Below are 18,047 nucleotides of genomic sequence, written 5' to 3' on the forward strand. Positions count from 1 at the left end.
TTTTAGACCCATTAGAGACAAAACTAGTCATGATTATCAAAAACGCCAATAATTGGTCATCTCATAGTGTATCTGATGCTTTGTTTTGGTCTGCCCTGTCTTTTGTAATTGTTAGCGGATGGATGCTATTTATGGGCCCTAATTTTTACAGCACCCACCCCTACAAATTCTATTTCTTTGCCGCGACCGTACTTGCTTATTTTTTTGGTTACATTACGGCAAGCATTTATATTTTGGTAACCAGTATTTACGCTAATCTATATTTTGTGCCGCCTTTTGGAATCTTTACTCTGACATTGGATGAATTTGAAAGATTCTTAATCAATCTTCTATTTGGTAGTGTGGCCATTTTCTTTATCGAGGTTTTGCAACGCCAGCGTTTTAAGTCAAAATTATTGCTACTTGTCTCTGAATCACGTTACCTTATATTGCTGCACAGAGATAACCAGCTTTTGCAGGAATTAAAAAGAAAAGAATAATGTCTAATACCCTAAGCACATTGATCGAACTAGTATCCCAAAAGTTTGATAAAAAAATAGATGAGTTAGGCCCCAACACCACTCTCGAGAGCCTTGGCGTGGATTCCCTGGGAAAGATAGAGCTCATTTTTGATCTTGAAGATCACTTCAAAGTGCGCATTCCTAATGAGGATGCAAAAGTGGATACCTTGGCAGAAGTTGCTGCCTTGCTTGATACTGCAAAGCCAATTAATTGATTAGAGAAGGCGTAAGAAGAGTCGTTGTAACTGGCCTAGGCGCTGTTTCTGGCCTTGGGGTAGGTGCTGGAATTCAATTTCAGAAGGCCGTTCAATGTCAATCCGGAATTGGCGCCTTTTCAGGGTTAACTGCAATACCCGTTGATCTTCCTTGCGCTTCCATCATTCAAGATAATCTCTTTTTTGATTCGGATGCGAATTCACTTGGGATGTTTGACAGAACTGCTCACCTTTCCTGGCTGGTAGCCAAGGAAGCGTTGCAACAGTCTGGCTTGGGCGATTTAAGTGAGGCAGAGCTTGATAAAAGCGGAATTTTCTGGGGAACTGGATTTGGTGGCTCCAACACCCTCGATAACACCTATCAAGATATTTACCTTAACACTAAACAACGTGCTCGACCATTCACTATTATTGGCGTAATGGCCAATGGAGCGGCTGGATTACTGTCAATGCGAACTGGCTTTAGAGGTCCCTCATTAACTTACTCAACCGCATGCGCATCTTCAAGTCATGCTGTGGGGGAAGCTTTCCGAAGTATTCAGTATGGAGTTTGCGAAAGAGCGATTGCAGGTGGCGCTGAAAGCTTATTTAATGCTGGCCCAATAAAGGCATGGGAGGCTTTGAGAACGCTTGCAACCCCAGATCCAGATAACATTGCTAGTTCATGTAAGCCCTTTTCAAAGAACAGAAGTGGCTTTGTTTTGGGGGAGGGTGCGGCTGCCTTAATTCTAGAATCTCTTGAAAGCGCTCTTAAGAGAGGCGCTAATATTCTGGGCGAAGTCGTTGGTTATGGTGCAACAACCGATGCGATGCACATTACAAGACCTGACTCACTGGGTCAGGCTAAAGCCATGAAGGCCTGCATGGCAGAAGCAGGCGTTAACTCAATGGATATTGGATATATTAATGCGCATGGAACTGCCACTGGTGTGGGTGATTTAGCTGAAACGAATTCAATTAAATCTGCATTTGGAATAGAGGCTGCGCAAAAAACTGCTATTAGTTCTACGAAAGCGATCCATGGTCACACACTGGGAGCAGCAGGCGCTTTAGAGTTGGTGATTACAATACAGGCGTTACAGAACAATATTGCCCCTGGTACTGCATTTTTAAAGATAGCAGACCCGGAGTGCGATCTAAACTATTTGCCACTCCAGTCTATTGATTTAGATATTTCATACGCAATGAGCAATTCATTTGCATTCGGAGGATCTAACGCCTCCATTCTGATATCTAAGCTCAGAAAAGCTTAAAACAGTTTTTTGAATTTGTTGGCTATTTCGTAATGCCACAAAACACCAAGCGTCATTCCTGTAAACAGCACCTCAGTATCGCTAATTAAGCCATGTAAGTTATCCGCTTGGTAAGAGTCGGATGCGATATTAATTAGGACTTCGGAAATGATTAAGGTTACCGTAAAAAAAAATCGATAGCGCTTTATATTCGGTGAAAATTCACCAATTAAGCCAGCATGATTTTTTAGGAGCAAAAGAATGCTGGCGGTATTGGTGAGCCAAAAAAAAATGACCAGCACACTCAGGTGGAAGGGGGCGGTTAGGTAGTACAGCGCCGAAACGGCTGCCTGAGTGGCCAGTAATAGTTGAATCAATTTAAGGTTTACTTCTTAGGTGTAGCGATGGATGCTGCCATCGCATCATAGTAAATAACCTTAACTTGCTCGCCTACATTAACATCAGCCAACAAAGCAGGGTTCTTTACAGTAACGGTGGTGATCTTACCGCTAGGACCTTTTACGGAAACAAGCTTTTTCTCGCGATTGACTTCTACTATATCGGCAATGATGGTTGTTTTATTAGCAATTTTTTCGGAAGGCTTTTCGTTTGCATGGGACGATGTCACTGTGTTGGTCTCAACTTTAGAGCGGATACCATCACTCTTAGTCTTAATGAGCTCAATCGCTACAGCTAATTCATAATTTACATTGACGCGATCACCTTTTTTGATCTGGTCAAAATTGGTAATATCCGGTCCAGCAACAAACTTTGATTCACCCTCTTTGTTTTTGAAGGTAATAGTGCGAGTCTTTTTATCAATCTTTACCACTTCGCCCTCGTATAGCTGATAGCGATTGTCGGTCACTGCGGCATCAATCACGGCTGGTTTCGCCTGGCCGGATGCTGCGGTTGCTGGTTGTGCATTCACTGGGGAAATGCTAGTAAAAAAGGCTGCAAGGATTAGTGCGATTTGCGCATATTTGATATTCATTATTTTCCTTATATATAAAAAGCTGCTAAATTGAATCTTAGCCTATTTTTATAATAAAAATCGATATTCCTTGCCGAGGCTTAAATAGACATCTTTTGTTAAGATCATCCATTAACTTGATTTACTCCAAAGGAATTTGAATGCCCCAATTTGCTGCAAACCTCACCATGCTGTTTAATGAGTTGCCTTTTTTAGATCGTTTTGAAAAGGCAGCTAAGTCTGGGTTTCAGGCGGTTGAATTTCTTTTTCCTTATCCATTTCCTGCGGAGGAGATTAAGCAAAAACTAGAGCAATATAAGCTTGAACTAGTTCTACATAATTTGCCTGCCGGCGATTGGGATGCCGGGGAGCGCGGCATAGCTTGCTTGCCAGATCGTGTTGCAGAGTTCCAGGGAGGGGTCGTCAAGGCTATTGAATATGCAAAAGCGCTTGGCGTTAAGCAATTAAATTGTTTGGCTGGAAAAATTCCAGCTGGTGTTGATAAAGGCTTACTACATCAAACATTTGTTTCAAATTTGGCTTATGCAGCTGCTGCTTTAAAGAAGGTCAACATCAAACTTCTAATTGAGCCAATAAACACATTCGATATTCCTGGCTTTTATTTATCCAGAACCCAGCAGGCCTTAGATATTCTGAACGAAGTGGGTTCAGATAATTTATTTATTCAATATGACATCTACCATGCCCAACGCATGGAAGGTGAGCTCTGCAAAACCATAGAAACCAATCTTTCTAAAATCGCTCACATTCAATTGGCAGATAACCCCGGCAGAAATGAGCCAGGTACTGGAGAAATTAATTACCCGCATCTATTTCAGTTCATTGATGGTATTGGCTATGAAGGTTGGATTGGCTGCGAATACAAACCAGCAACTAATACTGAAGCAGGATTGGGCTGGATTAAAAATCTAACTAAATAACGATATGGAGACATTATGAGTAAGCAATTAAAGTTGGGATTTGTTGGTTTAGGAATAATGGGTACACCTATGGCGGGCCATTTAATCGATGCAGGCCACGAAGTGTTTATTAATACGCGTAGTAAGGTACCAGAAGGGCTGGCGTCTTCATCGGCAGTGCAATGCTCCTCGCCTCAAGAAGTTGCTAGCAAAGCCGACATTATTTTTACTATGGTCCCAGACACTCCTGATGTTGAGAAGGTGCTATTTGGTGACAACGGAATAGCATCTGGCCTTACCAAAGGGAAGGTTGTTGTTGATATGAGCTCCATATCACCAATTTCTACTAAAGAGTTTGCTAAGAAAATAAATGCATTGGGCTGCGATTACTTGGATGCTCCAGTTTCTGGCGGTGAACTTGGTGCAAAAAATGCGACCCTTTCAATCATGGTTGGCGGAGATGAGGGTGTCTTTGAGAAAGTGAAGCCCGTATTTGAGTTGATGGGCAAAAATATTAATCTCGTGGGTGGAAATGGAGATGGTCAAACCGCTAAGGTGGCCAACCAAATCATTGTTGCCCTGAATATTGAGGCTGTAGCAGAAGCGCTCTTGTTTGCTTCTAAAGCTGGTGCAGATCCTGCAAAGGTACGTCAGGCTTTAATGGGTGGTTTTGCTAGCTCCAAGATACTAGAGGTGCATGGCGAAAGAATGGTTAAGCGCACTTTTGATCCCGGTTTCAGAATTGAATTGCATCAAAAAGATTTGAACCTCGCTCTCAATAGCGCCAGAGCTTTGGGTGTCTCATTGCCAAATACGGCAACTGCACAGGAATTATTTAATTCATGCGCAGCTCATGGTGGTAAAGCCTGGGATCATTCGGCAATGGTTCGCGCTCTAGAGAAGCTTGCAAACTTTGAAATTGGGCAAAAGGCATAAGCCAATCCTATGTCTTCAACTTTAGTAGTTTATTTGCATGGTTTTCGCTCCTCCCCAAGGTCGAGTAAGGCGGTCTTGACGGGGGATGCAATAAAGGCCTTATCCACATTAGAGAATCAAATTGAGTGGTATTGCCCCCAGTTGTTAGCTTCACCAAAGGCAAGCATGGATATGGTGATACAGCATATCGAAGCATCAACACATGATCACCTAGTGGTTATCGGCTCTTCTTTGGGTGGCTACTACACTAACTACTTGGCCGAAAAATTTGGCTGTAAAGCCGTCATTCTCAACCCGGCAGTCAGAGCGCCAAAAGAGTTGGCGCCGCATGTTGGAATGCTGACCTCATATGATACCAACGAGCCCTACGATTTCCGTCCAGAATATATTGATGAACTAAAGTCACTTCAGGTCGAAGTCATTAGCAATCCGGGACGCTACTTTCTAATCGCCGCAAAAGGCGATGAGCTCTTAGATTGGCAAGAAATGGTTGATTTCTACAAGGGTTCAGAGCATTTGGTGCTTGATGGGGGTGACCATGGTATTTCAGATTACCCAGTTCATTTGCCCAAAGTTCTGAATTTCATTTCTAGATAGTGGATTGATTGCTACTTGCTTCTTCTGTAAGATGATCTAAACGACTGCCGATTATTTGCGCTGTCTAGAAAGGAGAGTTTGTGCTGAGCATCTTGAAATTAGACGCAGGTGGAATTCCCCAGGGCTGGGTTAATGCAGAAGAAGCTACCAAGCAATATGCCGATAGTAGTGTTTTGTGGACTCTAGGTGATCCTATTTTCCAAATGCGCGGCGGCATTTCAAGATCCACTGGTAAACAATCCATCATCGAGTTGCACTCCATCATTGCAGTCAAGGGAAGTGCCAAGATCAATCTTTTTGACGTGGTTCCCGTAATTACAAAACACAAACTGTTTAAGCGTGATCGTGGACTATGCGCTTATTGCGGTGACCCCATACACGAAAACCAAGCAGAAGCTGAGCACATCATTCCTAATAGTCGTGGCGGTAAATACAGTTGGATGAACTTAGTAATCTCCTGCAGACCTTGCAATCAACGCAAAGGCAATCGCACTCCAGAGCAGGCCGGCATGGCTTTGTTATATACGCCGTATTTACCAAGTCTTTATGAAGATATGATCCTGAAGGGTCGCAATATCTTGGCGGATCAAATGGACTTCCTTGCGGCTAATCTTCCTAAAAATAGCCGACTCTTAGAGAGTCTGCTCTGAGCCCAAGAATAGGGCGGTGTAATTTTTTTCATCTTCCCAAGATACATTCCTTCAGAATCATTCTTGCAGCTTTGCTGCTATCGGTATTGGGACATCTCATTCTTTTTTTTGGGCCCCCCTTCATCTCTTTTTCTGAGCCTGCGCCAATCGCAGATGACTTAATTATTAGGACCGAACTAAAAGTAGATCCCCCAAAGAAGATTCAAATTTCAAAAGCCTCCAAGAAGATTCCAAAGAAAACGGACTCTACCAACGTGGTTGAAGACTTGAATTCAACCGCAAACGGTCAGCAGGGTGGCGATTCCAATCAAGCGGGTGTAGCTTTTAAATTACCCGAGTCAGGCATCATTTATTACGACTCTTACGTGGATGGTCAAAAGTATCAAACCGGTGAGATCGATTGGTGGGTTGATGGCAATAACTATCGCCTCTATATCAACATCCCGTATGCATTTGTTGGCCCATTTGTTTTTGAATCTCGTGGCTCGGTTGATTCCTATGGAATAGCCCCAATTCTCTATTGGTCACAACGGGGCACAAACCCCCCTCGTTATTCACGCTTCGATCGAAATGAAAGTGGGCGAGGGCAGATGTTCTTCTCCGAGAAACCTGAGTTCACTCCGGAAATATTGCCTGGAACCCAAGATCGTTTCAGCTTAATGTTCCAGCTAGCCTCATTATTAAATGGGGATAGCAAATTGGATGAGGCAGGGTCTATTCGACAAATACCGGTTGTCGACTACAACACACTAGAGATGTGGAGCTTTAAGAGCTATGGTGAGGTGACTTCAGAGGATATTCCCAGTCTAGGCAAGGCAGTAAATCGTCATTACGCCTTAATGCAACGAGAAAATGACCCTTACAAGCGCCAGGTAGACATCTGGCTTGCAAAAGACCTTGAGTGGCTACCAGGGCGCATTCGCTCTCAAGAATCGAGTGGCAGGGTGGTTGAGCTTATTTTCAAGCAAAAGAACCCTATTGCAACTGTAGTTAAACCTTAATCCTAAAAACCAGATCCAGATCTTGGGTTTTGATTTTGATTGTTGTGACCCAGTAGAGCACCCATCATTGTGTACAAGGCGGCGCCTGACATTGATACAGCAAAAATACCTGAAAATGAGATGATGATGGGCAGAATGCGCCACTGCTCCGATAACTTGTAATCGCCATATCCAACAGTTGTATACATTTCACCGGCAAAGTAGAAGGTCTGAGGATTGGTTGGAAAGACTTTTAACGCAACGCAGATATATGTCCAGATCACAATTTCTGATAAGTGGATAGCGATGACCAAAAGGATGGCAATGAAGTACGACAGGAAGCTGGCGCCTAGAATTCGTCGCCTGGTCATCACTTGGTCTATTGCGTGGAAGGTGCCCGCGATACCCAAAACGGCTACCGCATGAACTGCAAGCATCAGGCAGGCAAAGACAACGACGACCCATATCTGACCATTTCCCATATCCGCATTTATTTCATTAAATAGCGTTGAAAAGCTTGGAAGGTCAGTATTCTTAAATAAGCTAAACATGGTTCAGTTGTTTATGGGTTAGATTACAAAGATATCTTATTTGACATAATAATGATTATACGCAAATACGTATATCAGGATTTGGGTTGAGCAAGGACCTTTGGAACTACATAAGGCTGCTTATAAAGCTTCTGCCAGCGTGAACTCAGGCCCTCAGCAATCCATGGTTTTTCATAAATCAGTGCGATATCAATAGCCGTAAATCCTTGCGAGTTACGCGCCTGCAGATCGGCCCCTTTATCTAGCAATAACTTAACCAATGCTTCGTTGCCAGACTGAACAGCCATCATTAGCGGCGTAGTATTGCCAGGGCTAGGAGCATCAACAAATGCTCCGTTTGCGAGCAAATACTGGGCAATCTCTAGATGACCCCTTGAACAGGCGTAATGTAAAGGAGTCCAGCCTATGTGATTAATTTGAGCCTTTTGTACCTGTATGAGGCTCTTTACAAGGGGTAAATTGCCTTCAATTGATGCAATCATGAGTGGCGTTTCACCGAATTTATTGGAAATATCCACATCAGTAGCCTTATCGGCCACTAGAAACGTAATGACATCCTCAGACTTATCCTTAATTGCTAGATTCAGCATTAATTCGCCCTTGGCATCGATTGAATTCGGGCTAACACCTTTAGAAACCAGAGATCTAACGGTAGAAACATCGTTGAATTTGGCTGCCTTAGCAAAATCAGCAATATCAGCGTCGGATTGGGCTAACGCGAAGTTATTTAAGTTTAAGGAGAAACTAAAAATACAGACAACTATCTTAAATTTAATTCTCATGAAAATTTCCTATCTATTTGAAAACATTCATAAAAATTACTTGAGGTTTGCTTGGCTAGATCTTCAATAGGTACACCTTTAAGATCGGCAATATATTCACCGACCTTAGATACCCATGCAGGCTCATTTGTCTTACCTCGATATGGGATGGGTGCTAAATAAGGTGAATCTGTCTCAATGAGCATTCTATCCAAGGGAACCTGTTTACAGGTTTCTTGGAGTTCTTTAGCGCTTTTGAAGGTCACAATACCCGAAAAAGAGATGAAAAATCCCATTTCCATGGCTGCTTTTGCAACCTCGTAGGATTCAGTAAAGCAATGCATCACCCCGCCAATTTGTTGGGCACCCTCCTCTTTGAGGATTTTGATAGTGTCCTCAGAGGCGGCCCTTGTGTGGATGATGAGAGGCTTCTTAGATGCGATGGAGGCTCTGATGTGGGTTCTAAACCGCGCTCGTTGCCACTCCATGGACTCATAACTACGATCTCCCATACGGTAGTAATCAAGTCCTGTTTCGCCAATTGCAACGATTTTAGGGTGCTTTAAAGCCGTCTCAACCAGAAAATCAAAGGTAGGTTCAGGAGTGTCTTCGTAATCAGGGTGAACGCCAACAGAAGCAAAGAGGTTGGGATGATCTTGCGCCAATTTGAGTACGTTAGGAAAATCCGGCAAATCAACCGATACACACAAAGCGTGACTCACTTTGGCCGACTGCATATTGCTCAATACTTCAGGCAGACGGGATTGAAATTCCGGGAAATCGAGGTGGCAATGGGAGTCTATGAACATGACTCGTTATTTTAGACTGCCTGGGTTGATTCTATGAGCCAAAAATCTGTTGGTACTGGGAAAGTAATGCCTCTAACTGGATGCGGTTGGCTAGAGGATGATTTTCATGGCGACGAGCCTGTACCAGAGACTTCCATAGATGCAGCATTCTTTGAACGTTCGCTGCTTTTGAAAGACCCCGAAGCGTTGATATGTGCTTTGGGTAATACCGTGGTGCACCACCTTGGGCAACTGACTGCAAATCTGAAACCCAGCGTTGCATGCTTGCCAAAAGAAAGCCATATTGAGCCTTGTATGTCTTCTCAGCCGCATCTAGCCAATTCATTCCCGCACCCTGAGCCATCGATTGCAATAAGTAGCGTGATGCCTGAATTGATATCGTAAGCTCATCCTTCTCATCTTTATTGCGCCTTGCGATCAAAGAGCTCAACACTGAGAATGGCGCCCCGCCCTGCTCATCGTAAATGGTTTCGACATCCCCATCATTTACTTTTAGGCCGTCAATAGTATTCAGTTGTGTTTTTAGCCAAGCCAATCCTTGCTCACGATCAGGGCGTGGTGCAGTCAGATGTCGGCAGCGAGATCTAATTGTAGGTAAGACGCGATCAACACGATCGGCTAACAATATAAAGATGGTGTTGGCTGGAGGTTCTTCTAGAGATTTTAATAAAGTGTTAGCGGAGTCCGTGCGCAACATTTCTAAGGGATAAATCAATATCACACGATTGCCACCGCGATGTGAGCCAATGGAAAGATTTTCTATGGCATGACGGGTTTCTTCAATGGAGATATTTTTCTTCTCCTTTTTTTCGCTTGAATCACTGTCATCATCACGTGCCGCTTTACCTCTTTTAGGTGCGTCGTCACCTTCATAATCAGCGTGAGGTAGGAGCTTTCGATGCGTTTCAGGAACTAAAGCAATAAAGTCCGGATGGTTGCCCGTATCAAACCAGTGGCAGGCTTCGCATTGATTGCAGGGTTTTATTGCTGCATTTGAATTCTCGCAAAGAAGTGCCTTAGCAAGTTCAACAGAAAACGAAAACTTACCGATGCCTGACTGGCCGTGCAACAAAATCGCATTGGGGAAGTTGGCAAAATCCAAACTTTCCCATAAAGGCTTAAGCCAAGGCGCCATCAGATTATCTTGCTTCACTTAAATCGCAATCTGAATAAGCTTCAGACCATCCCAAATAGCTTCAGGGGTTTTCGTAGCATCAACTATATGAAAGCGTGATAAATCATCCTTGGCTCTTCTCAAGTATTCCTGACGAACTCTTTCAAAAAAATCTAGATCCATCTTTTCAAATTTATCTGGGGCACGAACCTTGGAGCGACGGGCCTCTGCAACCTCTCCAGGTAAGTCAAAAAGGATTGTTAAGTTGGGTTGCAAAAGTGAACCATCGGGGCGACCCTGAACCCAACGCTCTAATTCATTTAACTTTGACAAGCTCAAGCCGCGACCACCACCTTGGTAGGCGAAGCTAGCATCTGTAAAGCGATCTGAAATAACAATCTTTCCTGCCGACAGCGCTGGTTCAATGAGCTGTGCAATATGTTCGCGACGTGCAGCAAACATTAATAAGGCCTCAGTCTCCAAATTCATGGGAGCATCTAAAAGTAGATTGCGCAATTGCTCACCCAAACTAGTTCCACCAGGTTCACGTGTCATCACCACCTCTTTATTTGGGTAGCGCTCTTGCATCAAACTTCTAAAGGCGTCAACGTGCGTACTCTTTCCTGCGCCGTCAATACCTTCGAAACTAATGAAATATCCGTTTTGTGCTGATGTCATAGTTAAATGAATTTAGTTGGCGCCCTTCCCAGGCGCAATTTTGCGTTGATACCGGTCTACTGCTGACTCATGCTCTTTTAAGCTTTGAGAAAAGTGACTACTGCCATCGCCCTTTGCCACGAAAAATAAGGCCTCACTTTTAGCAGGATGCGCAGCTGCCAAAATAGACTCTTTACTAGGCATTGCGATGGGGCTAGGAGGTAAACCTTTATGCATATAGGTATTGTAGGCAGTGTCTTTGCGTAAATCCGCTTTCCGCAAATTTCCATCAAATTTAGGGCCTATTCCGTAGATAACCGCGGGATCCGTTTGGAGAGGCATTCCTTTATTGAGACGATTTATAAATACAGCCGAAATCTTATCCCGATCGCTGGAGCGGCCAGTTTCTTTTTCGATGATAGAAGACAGAATTAAGAGTTCATAGGGTGTTTTTAAGGGAAGCCCAGGCTCCTTTTGCTCCCAAGCCTGGTTTAGCTGCTTTTGCATGGCTTGTGCGGCTCTGCGATAAATATTTAAATCCGGTTCATCTGGGTCAAATATATAGGTATCAGGAAGAAAAAGTCCTTCGTCGCTGGGATAGCTAAGATTGAGGGATTGCAACAAGTCCTTATTGCTCATTCCCTTAGTTTGGTGAATTAGAGCTGCGTGCATATCGATGATGCTCCGCAGTTGCCAAATAGTCATACCCGGAATAATCGCAATACTTTCCCTCACCCGGTCACCGCGTGCTATTTGCAGCAACACTTTACCGAGACTTCCTCCCACTGGGAGCATATAAGTGCCTGGCTTTAGTTTTGATCCTACAAAAAGACTTCTAGCTCCTACCTGGATAGTGAATTTATTGATCGATAAGCCTTGTTCACCCAACTGATCGGCAATGCTAGAAAGGCTGGAATTCGGATTAATCTTCACTTTATAAACAGGTGCGCTATCGACATTGGGAGTGTTGGGCACCACTGGCAGTAAAAAAATACCGACATAAATGAGACCTAGGAAGATTGACAGAAGGGCAAACCAATGCTTGAGACCTCGATCTTTTGACTTTTTCTTAATAAATAGAGATCTGCTCTGAATTTTTCTGCTCATCAGGCTATGATAAAAGGGTCATGATAAATACCCCCAAAATTGAGCAAAACTGGCTAAATAACCCCACTACCCTACCCTGCAATTTGCCGCAGTGGGGGTTCATCCTCGTTGAGGGCTCAGATGCTGCAAGTTTTTTACAAAATCAATTAACAAATTCAGTGTTGGGGCTTAACCGTACCCTTCCAGGTCAAATGGCCCAAAATTTTTCGGGTGTCCGCTTAGTAGGTTATTGCAGCCCTAAAGGAAGGTTACTTGCAAGCGCATGGCTTGGTTTGTTTCCATCAGGCGAGAACGCCGAAGACCGGTTTGCTTTATTTATTTCAAAAGATATTGCCGCAAGTACAGCAAAACGTTTATCCATGTTTGTACTGCGCTCAAAGGTCAAAGTTACCGATGTATCCGAGGATTGGATTATTTCTGGACTGCATGGTTCTGAGGAGCAGATTGTCGAATTTAAGCTTGATCCTAGCGCTATAGCTTTACGTATGCCCAATGTTTTGGCAAACAATCAATCTGTTGCACGTCTTTTGTTTGCAATGCCCGTTGATAAGCAATCAATTGCACGCGACTCCAATGAAATGCTTCAAGCATGGAATGAGCTTGAGGTCTTAAGTGCCATCCCTAGAATTGTTCAAGCAACACAGGAGCAATTTGTGCCCCAAATGATTAATTTTGAATCTGTGGCCGGAGTTGATTTTAAAAAAGGGTGTTATCCAGGCCAAGAAATCGTTGCTCGCAGTCAATATCGCGGCGCCATCAAGCGTCGACTACAAATTGCCCACATGGATAAAAGTAGTTCAGATGACAATTTGGCAATGCCGGGCGTTGAACTTTTCCACTCCAATGACCCCTCCCAGCCAGCAGGAATGGTAGTTTTATCTGCGTATTCTCCAGAGGATAAGGAGCGCATTGACCTTCAGATCGAGTACAAGTTAGAGGCGCTTGAAAATGGGGAAATTCATCTTGGTAGCGCTGAAGGACCTGTGTTAAAAATAGATTTATTGCCCTACCCTTTGCTCGAAATTTAATAACCCTTATGTGCCTTATTCTCTTCGCTTGGAATTCTCACCCAGAATATTCACTGGTGGTAGCAGCGAACCGTGATGAGTTTTATGAGCGCAATACCGATGGCGTTTCATGGTGGTCTGAACATCCCCATGTTTTAGCAGGTAGAGATCGCGCTGATGTATTGGGTAGTCCTGGTACCTGGCTTGGGTTTACCAAGACCGGAAAATTTGCAGCCTTAACGAATGTTCGGGCGCCTAGCGAAAAAAATCCCGATTCTAGAACGCGTGGTGAACTGTCTTTGATGTATCTCACCGGCAATGAACGCCCCTCTGAATTTATCCAAGGCAATGCAAAACGTTTTCAGCAATACAACGGTTTTAATCTTTTGATGGCGGATTTAAGTGATCCAGCCAATGCCGAAATGCATTGGGTAAGCAACCGCATGATGATGGGGCAAAGTATTCGCCCACGCAAAGTTTTTCCACAACAGACGTTAGAGCCAGGAGTTTATGGTTTGTCCAATGCCATGCTTGATACCCCGTGGCCAAAAGTAAATCATCGTGTAGCCGCATTTGCTCAGGCTTTGGCTATGGATCAAGGACAACTTAAAAATGCAGATCCGTATTTAAAGCTACTAGCGGACACCCATCACGCCAGTGATAACGAGCTTCCTAACACGGGGGTTAGTCGTGAATGGGAGAAGGCACTTTCCCCCGCATTTATTAAAACCCCCGCTTATGGGACGCGCTCAAGTACAGTTTTACGGGTGCGGAAAGACGGCCAGTTTGAGATGGTGGAGCGTCGCTTTGATGCTTCAGGAACTGTAGGCCATGACGTTGTTACAGGTGTCCTTAGCTCTGCATCAGATTCAAATTTATCCGTGTAGCATTATTCAGAGCGACCATCATCGTTTATAACTCGGTCACCATCCGCATTGCGAGTTGCTAAGCGCTTCAGGTACTTGAAGGTGCCGGTAGACATGCAGCAAATTTCACCTTGATCGTTATAAAGCTTGGCTTCACAAAAAGCCATTGTTGCTGTTCTGCGAACCGTATCGGCCTTCACTCTCAGCACACCGGTTGCAGCTTGCATGAAATTATTCTTCATTTCAATGGTCACCACACTGCGATCACCTGGATCGCCGGAACGTGCTGCAACAGCCATAGCCACATCCATCAGCGTCAACAAAACACCTCCATGCGCTACTTCCCAAGTGTTGTTGTGCTCAGGTTTGAGAGCCAGCAAAATCTCCCCCTTGCCCATTTCAGCGCTTAAACAACGAACACCCAAAAGCTTTAAAAAAGGCACATTCAATTCCTCGCCTAAATTAGCTAACTGGGTCTGTGGATTCATTTGGACTTGTTTGTTCATAGATTAATTTTAGAGCCATGCACGTGATTTAGTAATTCCACCTAGAATACCTCTATGGCCTTTACTTTAGGCGGCGATGATGCCTGCCAAGCAACCCTCCCCACCCCGATACCCAATCCCTACTGGGTCGCATTTTCACCCTCATCCGCCAATTTGGTGGGTATCGACCTGGGCGAAAATAATCTGCCCGTAGATAAAACATGGCTAGAGGTATTGTCTGGGAACGGTTTAAACACAACCAACCATCAATTTCCAAATCCTATAGCAACAGCCTATAGCGGACATCAATTTGGTGTGTGGGCTGGTCAACTAGGTGATGGACGGGCAATATTGTTAGGTGATATTGCTGGACAAGAATTACAGCTCAAAGGGGCTGGGATGACGCGATTCTCCCGCATGGGTGATGGTCGTGCTGTATTGCGTTCATCTATTAGGGAATTCTTATGCAGCGAGTCAATGCATGCTTTGGGAATTCCAACTACAAGGGCGCTATCAATTGTTGGCTCAGACATGCCTGTCAGAAGGGAAACTTTAGAGACTGCAGCCGTTTGTGCTCGCTTAGCACCAAGCTTTATTCGAGTTGGTCACTTTGAGCATTACGCTTCACTACAAAACCATGCAAGGTTAAAAGAGCTTGCAGATTACCTCATAGAAATACATTACCCAGAATCCCTACAGGCTAACGAGCCCTATTTAGATCTATTCAAAAGAATTAGTGCGCGCAATGCCAAATTAGTCGCTCAATGGCAGGCTGTGGGCTTTTGTCATGGGGTTCTCAATAGCGACAATATCAGCGTACTTGGATTGACTATTGACTATGGCCCTTTTGGATTTTTAGACCAGTTTCAGATCGATCATATTTGCAACCATAGCGATCAAGGTGGTCGTTATGCCTACCATCGTCAACCACAAATCATGCATTGGAATATGGCGTGCTTGGCTAGCTCTATGATTCCACTGCTCGAGCTCCGCCATAGCGAAAAAGAAGCGCAAGAGCAATTACGTGCTGCCCTTGAAGGGTTTCCGGTTATTTATGCGAAAAATTGGCAAGCATTGTTTCGTAATAAATTAGGATTTAGTACGGAGCAAGATGGGGACGTTGCCCTGATTGAACGGTTATTGCAGGCAATGCATGATTCGAAGGTGGATTTCACGAACTTCTTTCGCAACCTTGGAAAGGTTAGCTCAAACCTTTCTATTTCGCAGATTTCCTTAAGAGATGATTTTATTGACCGTGATGCAATTGATCTTTGGTTCGTTGATTATTTAGCTCGCTTACAGAGTGAATCTAGCAATGATTCAGAGCGACACCTAGTAATGAATCGAGTAAACCCAAAATACATCCTACGAAATCATCTAGCCCAGTTTGCCATTGAGCAGGCGCAAAAAAAAGACTTTTCTGAGGTATCAAAGCTTCTTAAGGTTTTAAGTAGCCCCTTTGATGACCAGCCAGAATTTACCTCTTACTCGCTAGCCCCACCACCAGATATGGATATGGTCGAAGTAAGCTGCTCATCATAGACGCTCTATAAGAAAATCATATTATTGGAGTCAACATGAAAAAAACTGATCAAGAATATAAGCAATCATTAAGTGATATGGAGTACCGAGTCACTCGAGAAGCAGCAACCGAGCGGCCTTTTACCGGCAAATACTGGGATCATTGGGACAAGGGACGCTATCAGTGTGTTTGCTGTGGTACACCACTCTTTTTATCGGAGACCAAGTTCGATGCTGGTTGCGGGTGGCCAAGCTACAACGCGCCAGAAGTTGCATCCTCTATTAAGGAAATTCGAGATACTACTCATGGCATGATTCGCACCGAAGTCCGTTGCGCAAATTGCGATGCCCATTTAGGTCATGTATTTGAGGATGGCCCTATGCCAACCGGTTTACGATACTGCATCAACTCTGCATCCTTGAGTTTTGAGCCAGGCACTAATGCTATACCTACAAAAACAGATGAATAAATTAAATAGCTGGATAATCACTTTATGAAATTTTTATTCGACCTATTCCCCATTATTCTCTTCTTTGTCGCGTTTAAGCTGGGTGATATATACACAGCAACCATCGTAGCCATGGTGGCCACTATCGGACAGATTCTTTGGGTCTATTACCGCCATCGCAAGATCGATGCCATGCAATGGATAAGTCTTGTCATGATTGTTGTGTTTGGGAGCCTAACAATCTTCTTGCATGACAAAACATTTATTCAATTAAAGCCGACAGCTCTTTACTGGCTCTTCTCAGGCGCTCTATTTATCAGCGCTCAGTTTTTTCAAAAGAACTGGATACAGGTGTTAATGGGAAAACAGGTCACGCTCAAAGCTGAATCCGCTCATTCGGTTTGGCATAGTCTGAATATTGCCTGGGCCCTTTTCTTTTTCTTCATGGGCGCACTTAATCTGTATGTTGCTTTTGATTATTCAGAAGAAACATGGGTTAACTTTAAGTTGTTTGGAAGTACTGGTCTCCTATTGTTTTTTGTGATTCTTCAAGGAGTTTGGCTCTCTAAGCATATGGAGCATCCAAGCGAATGAGCATCAATCAACAACGGATTGCCGCTTTCGATGAGGATCTACGCAAAGCTTTTCAGGTGCAAGCCTTAAAGATTGAAGATGAAAGTCATGTTCATGCTGGTCATGCAGGCGCGGCTAGTGGCGGCGGCCACTTTCGACTTGAGATCATCGCCCCAGAGTTTAAGGGTTTGAACCTAGTGGCTCGTCATAGGGCTGTTTATGCTGCCTTGAATCGCCATATTCCCAAGGAAATTCATGCTCTAACCATTGCCGCCCTAGCTCCAGACGAAGTTGCTGTCTAGGGCTACTTTAGAATGGCTCTATTTCCTTTAATTTAATTATCAAAAACATGATCAATAAACGTCAAATACTCTCAATCAGCCTTCTTGGAGCCGCTCTTTTATCTGCAAATGCAATCGCACAAAATGCCGTCATCGTGAACGGCAAAGCGATTCCTAAAGCGCAATTAGATAAGCTAGTTCAACGTTCAGGACAGCCCGATAACCCGCAGGTACGCGATCAAGCTCGTGAGATGTTGGTAACCCGTGAATTGGTATTGCAGGAAGCTGACAAGCGCGGCGTCATTCAGAATGAAATGGTACGCGAGCAATTAGAACAAGCGCGTATGGGAGTTTTGGTGGGTGCCGTATTTGAGGATTATGTTGAAAAAGAAGGTGTTGCAGAAGCTGATCTGAAAGCTGCTTATGACTCTGCAAAGGCTCAATACAGTGGCAAGGAATATCACGTAGAACATATCTTGGTAGAAAAAGAAGCGGATGCCAAGGCAATTACTGCGCAGCTTAAGGGAGGCGCTAATTTCGAAGAAATCGCTAAGGCAAAGTCGCTCGACACTGGCTCCGCTAAAAATGGCGGCGATCTAGGCTGGGTTAGCGATAAAGCATTAGTGCCAGAGTTTTCTAAAGCAATGGTTCAACTCAAAAATGGGCAAATTACTGACAAGCCTGTGAAATCACAGTTTGGTTGGCACGTCATTAAGGTAATTGACTCTCGTGATATTCAAGCCCCAAGCTTTGAAGAAATGAAGGCTCAGTTGAAGCAGATGATCATGTCTGATAAGAATTGGCAAAAGGCGAAGTTCTCAGAAATGATGCAAAAACTACGCGCTAAAGCAAAAATTCAATAA

24 protein-coding genes are annotated in these 18,047 nt (G+C 44.0%); 15 read left to right on the forward strand and 9 right to left on the reverse strand.

Annotated elements, in window-relative coordinates:
* Window positions 1-29: 29 nt before the first annotated feature.
* Genes AOC28_RS02675 through AOC28_RS02685 form a run of 3 tightly spaced genes read left to right on the forward strand, consistent with a single transcriptional unit; the run spans window position 30 to window position 1,968 of the window.
* Window positions 30-479 (forward strand): hypothetical protein, encoded by a 450-nt coding sequence (locus tag AOC28_RS02675; RefSeq protein WP_072582421.1) that lies wholly within the window; start codon window positions 30-32, stop codon window positions 477-479.
* Window positions 479-715 (forward strand): phosphopantetheine-binding protein, encoded by a 237-nt coding sequence (locus AOC28_RS02680; RefSeq protein WP_072582422.1) that lies wholly within the window; start codon window positions 479-481, stop codon window positions 713-715. The genes AOC28_RS02675 and AOC28_RS02680 overlap by 1 nt, the downstream gene beginning before the upstream one ends.
* Window positions 712-1,968 carry a beta-ketoacyl-[acyl-carrier-protein] synthase family protein gene (locus AOC28_RS02685; RefSeq protein WP_237767716.1) on the forward strand — a complete coding sequence of 419 codons (1,257 nt, stop codon included), beginning with the start codon at window positions 712-714 and terminating at the stop codon, window positions 1,966-1,968. The genes AOC28_RS02680 and AOC28_RS02685 overlap by 4 nt, the downstream gene beginning before the upstream one ends.
* Here AOC28_RS02685 and AOC28_RS02690 read toward each other — a convergent pair.
* On the reverse strand, window positions 1,965-2,324 hold the full coding sequence (locus AOC28_RS02690; protein ID WP_072582423.1) for a hypothetical protein: 360 nt from the start codon (window positions 2,322-2,324) through the stop codon (window positions 1,965-1,967). The two genes, AOC28_RS02685 and AOC28_RS02690, sit on opposite strands and share 4 nt — an antisense overlap.
* Window positions 2,325-2,332: 8 nt before the next feature.
* Entirely contained in the window at window positions 2,333-2,941 is a 609-nt protein-coding gene (locus tag AOC28_RS02695; protein WP_072582424.1) for a hypothetical protein, read from the reverse strand.
* 140 nt (window positions 2,942-3,081) lie between these two features.
* Between AOC28_RS02695 and hyi the strand changes: the two genes are divergently transcribed.
* The 5 genes from hyi (at window position 3,082) to AOC28_RS02720 (ending at window position 7,024) form a co-directional block, all read left to right on the forward strand.
* Entirely contained in the window at window positions 3,082-3,861 is a 780-nt protein-coding gene (gene hyi / locus AOC28_RS02700) for a hydroxypyruvate isomerase (RefSeq protein ID WP_072582425.1), read from the forward strand.
* Window positions 3,862-3,873: 12 nt separating this feature from the next.
* The gene (gene glxR / locus AOC28_RS02705; protein ID WP_072582426.1) at window positions 3,874-4,776 is read left to right on the forward strand and encodes a 2-hydroxy-3-oxopropionate reductase; all 903 of its coding nucleotides are present in this window, start codon (window positions 3,874-3,876) and stop codon (window positions 4,774-4,776) included.
* Between the two features lie 9 nt (window positions 4,777-4,785).
* Window positions 4,786-5,373 (forward strand): YqiA/YcfP family alpha/beta fold hydrolase, encoded by a 588-nt coding sequence (locus tag AOC28_RS02710; RefSeq protein WP_072582427.1) that lies wholly within the window; start codon window positions 4,786-4,788, stop codon window positions 5,371-5,373.
* 83 nt (window positions 5,374-5,456) lie between these two features.
* The gene (locus tag AOC28_RS02715; RefSeq protein WP_072582561.1) at window positions 5,457-6,023 is read left to right on the forward strand and encodes an HNH endonuclease; all 567 of its coding nucleotides are present in this window, start codon (window positions 5,457-5,459) and stop codon (window positions 6,021-6,023) included.
* A gap of 86 nt (window positions 6,024-6,109) precedes the next feature.
* A complete protein-coding gene (locus AOC28_RS02720) occupies window positions 6,110-7,024 on the forward strand; it encodes a DUF3108 domain-containing protein (protein ID WP_237767717.1) in 915 nt (304 codons plus the stop codon).
* A 2-nt stretch (window positions 7,025-7,026) separates the two neighbouring features.
* Here AOC28_RS02720 and AOC28_RS02725 read toward each other — a convergent pair whose 3' ends face one another.
* From AOC28_RS02725 to mltG, 6 genes are all read right to left on the reverse strand, one after another.
* The gene (locus AOC28_RS02725; RefSeq protein ID WP_072582429.1) at window positions 7,027-7,554 is read right to left on the reverse strand and encodes an ion channel; all 528 of its coding nucleotides are present in this window, start codon (window positions 7,552-7,554) and stop codon (window positions 7,027-7,029) included.
* 74 nt (window positions 7,555-7,628) lie between these two features.
* Window positions 7,629-8,336 (reverse strand): ankyrin repeat domain-containing protein, encoded by a 708-nt coding sequence (locus AOC28_RS02730; RefSeq protein ID WP_072582430.1) that lies wholly within the window; start codon window positions 8,334-8,336, stop codon window positions 7,629-7,631.
* Window positions 8,333-9,124, reverse strand: a complete 792-nt coding sequence (locus AOC28_RS02735) for a TatD family hydrolase (protein ID WP_072582431.1) — start codon at window positions 9,122-9,124, stop codon at window positions 8,333-8,335. The genes AOC28_RS02730 and AOC28_RS02735 overlap by 4 nt, the downstream gene beginning before the upstream one ends.
* Window positions 9,125-9,155: 31 nt before the next feature.
* Complete coding sequence (locus AOC28_RS02740; RefSeq protein ID WP_202816812.1) at window positions 9,156-10,277, reverse strand: DNA polymerase III subunit delta'; 1,122 nt, start codon at window positions 10,275-10,277, stop codon at window positions 9,156-9,158.
* The gene (gene tmk, locus AOC28_RS02745; RefSeq protein ID WP_072582432.1) at window positions 10,278-10,916 is read right to left on the reverse strand and encodes a dTMP kinase; all 639 of its coding nucleotides are present in this window, start codon (window positions 10,914-10,916) and stop codon (window positions 10,278-10,280) included.
* Window positions 10,917-10,928: 12 nt separating this feature from the next.
* The gene (gene mltG, locus AOC28_RS02750; RefSeq protein ID WP_083564204.1) at window positions 10,929-12,002 is read right to left on the reverse strand and encodes an endolytic transglycosylase MltG; all 1,074 of its coding nucleotides are present in this window, start codon (window positions 12,000-12,002) and stop codon (window positions 10,929-10,931) included.
* 191 nt (window positions 12,003-12,193) lie between these two features.
* Between mltG and AOC28_RS02755 the strand changes: the two genes are divergently transcribed.
* On the forward strand, window positions 12,194-13,030 hold the full coding sequence (locus AOC28_RS02755) for a folate-binding protein (RefSeq protein ID WP_237767718.1): 837 nt from the start codon (window positions 12,194-12,196) through the stop codon (window positions 13,028-13,030).
* Window positions 13,031-13,038: 8 nt separating this feature from the next.
* Entirely contained in the window at window positions 13,039-13,896 is an 858-nt protein-coding gene (locus AOC28_RS02760) for an NRDE family protein (protein ID WP_072582433.1), read from the forward strand.
* 2 nt (window positions 13,897-13,898) lie between these two features.
* Here the strand turns inward: AOC28_RS02760 and AOC28_RS02765 are convergent, their stop codons facing one another.
* On the reverse strand, window positions 13,899-14,381 hold the full coding sequence (locus tag AOC28_RS02765; RefSeq protein WP_083564206.1) for a PaaI family thioesterase: 483 nt from the start codon (window positions 14,379-14,381) through the stop codon (window positions 13,899-13,901).
* A 54-nt stretch (window positions 14,382-14,435) separates the two neighbouring features.
* Between AOC28_RS02765 and AOC28_RS02770 the strand changes: the two genes are divergently transcribed.
* From AOC28_RS02770 to AOC28_RS02790, 5 genes are read left to right on the forward strand one after another with little or no spacing between them, the layout of a single operon-like run.
* Window positions 14,436-15,902, forward strand: coding sequence for a protein adenylyltransferase SelO (locus AOC28_RS02770; protein ID WP_072582435.1), 1,467 nt, complete (start codon window positions 14,436-14,438; stop codon window positions 15,900-15,902).
* Between the two features lie 35 nt (window positions 15,903-15,937).
* Window positions 15,938-16,351 carry a peptide-methionine (R)-S-oxide reductase MsrB gene (gene msrB / locus AOC28_RS02775; RefSeq protein WP_072582436.1) on the forward strand — a complete coding sequence of 138 codons (414 nt, stop codon included), beginning with the start codon at window positions 15,938-15,940 and terminating at the stop codon, window positions 16,349-16,351.
* 24 nt (window positions 16,352-16,375) lie between these two features.
* Window positions 16,376-16,924, forward strand: a complete 549-nt coding sequence (locus AOC28_RS02780; RefSeq protein ID WP_072582437.1) for a septation protein A — start codon at window positions 16,376-16,378, stop codon at window positions 16,922-16,924.
* Window positions 16,921-17,205 (forward strand): BolA family protein, encoded by a 285-nt coding sequence (locus AOC28_RS02785; RefSeq protein ID WP_072582438.1) that lies wholly within the window; start codon window positions 16,921-16,923, stop codon window positions 17,203-17,205. Before AOC28_RS02780 ends, AOC28_RS02785 begins: the two co-directional genes overlap by 4 nt.
* Window positions 17,206-17,252: 47 nt before the next feature.
* Window positions 17,253-18,047 (forward strand): peptidylprolyl isomerase, encoded by a 795-nt coding sequence (locus tag AOC28_RS02790; RefSeq protein WP_072582439.1) that lies wholly within the window; start codon window positions 17,253-17,255, stop codon window positions 18,045-18,047.

The organism is Polynucleobacter sp. MWH-Adler-W8 (genome assembly GCF_001889925.1).
Taxonomy (GTDB): domain Bacteria; phylum Pseudomonadota; class Gammaproteobacteria; order Burkholderiales; family Burkholderiaceae; genus Polynucleobacter.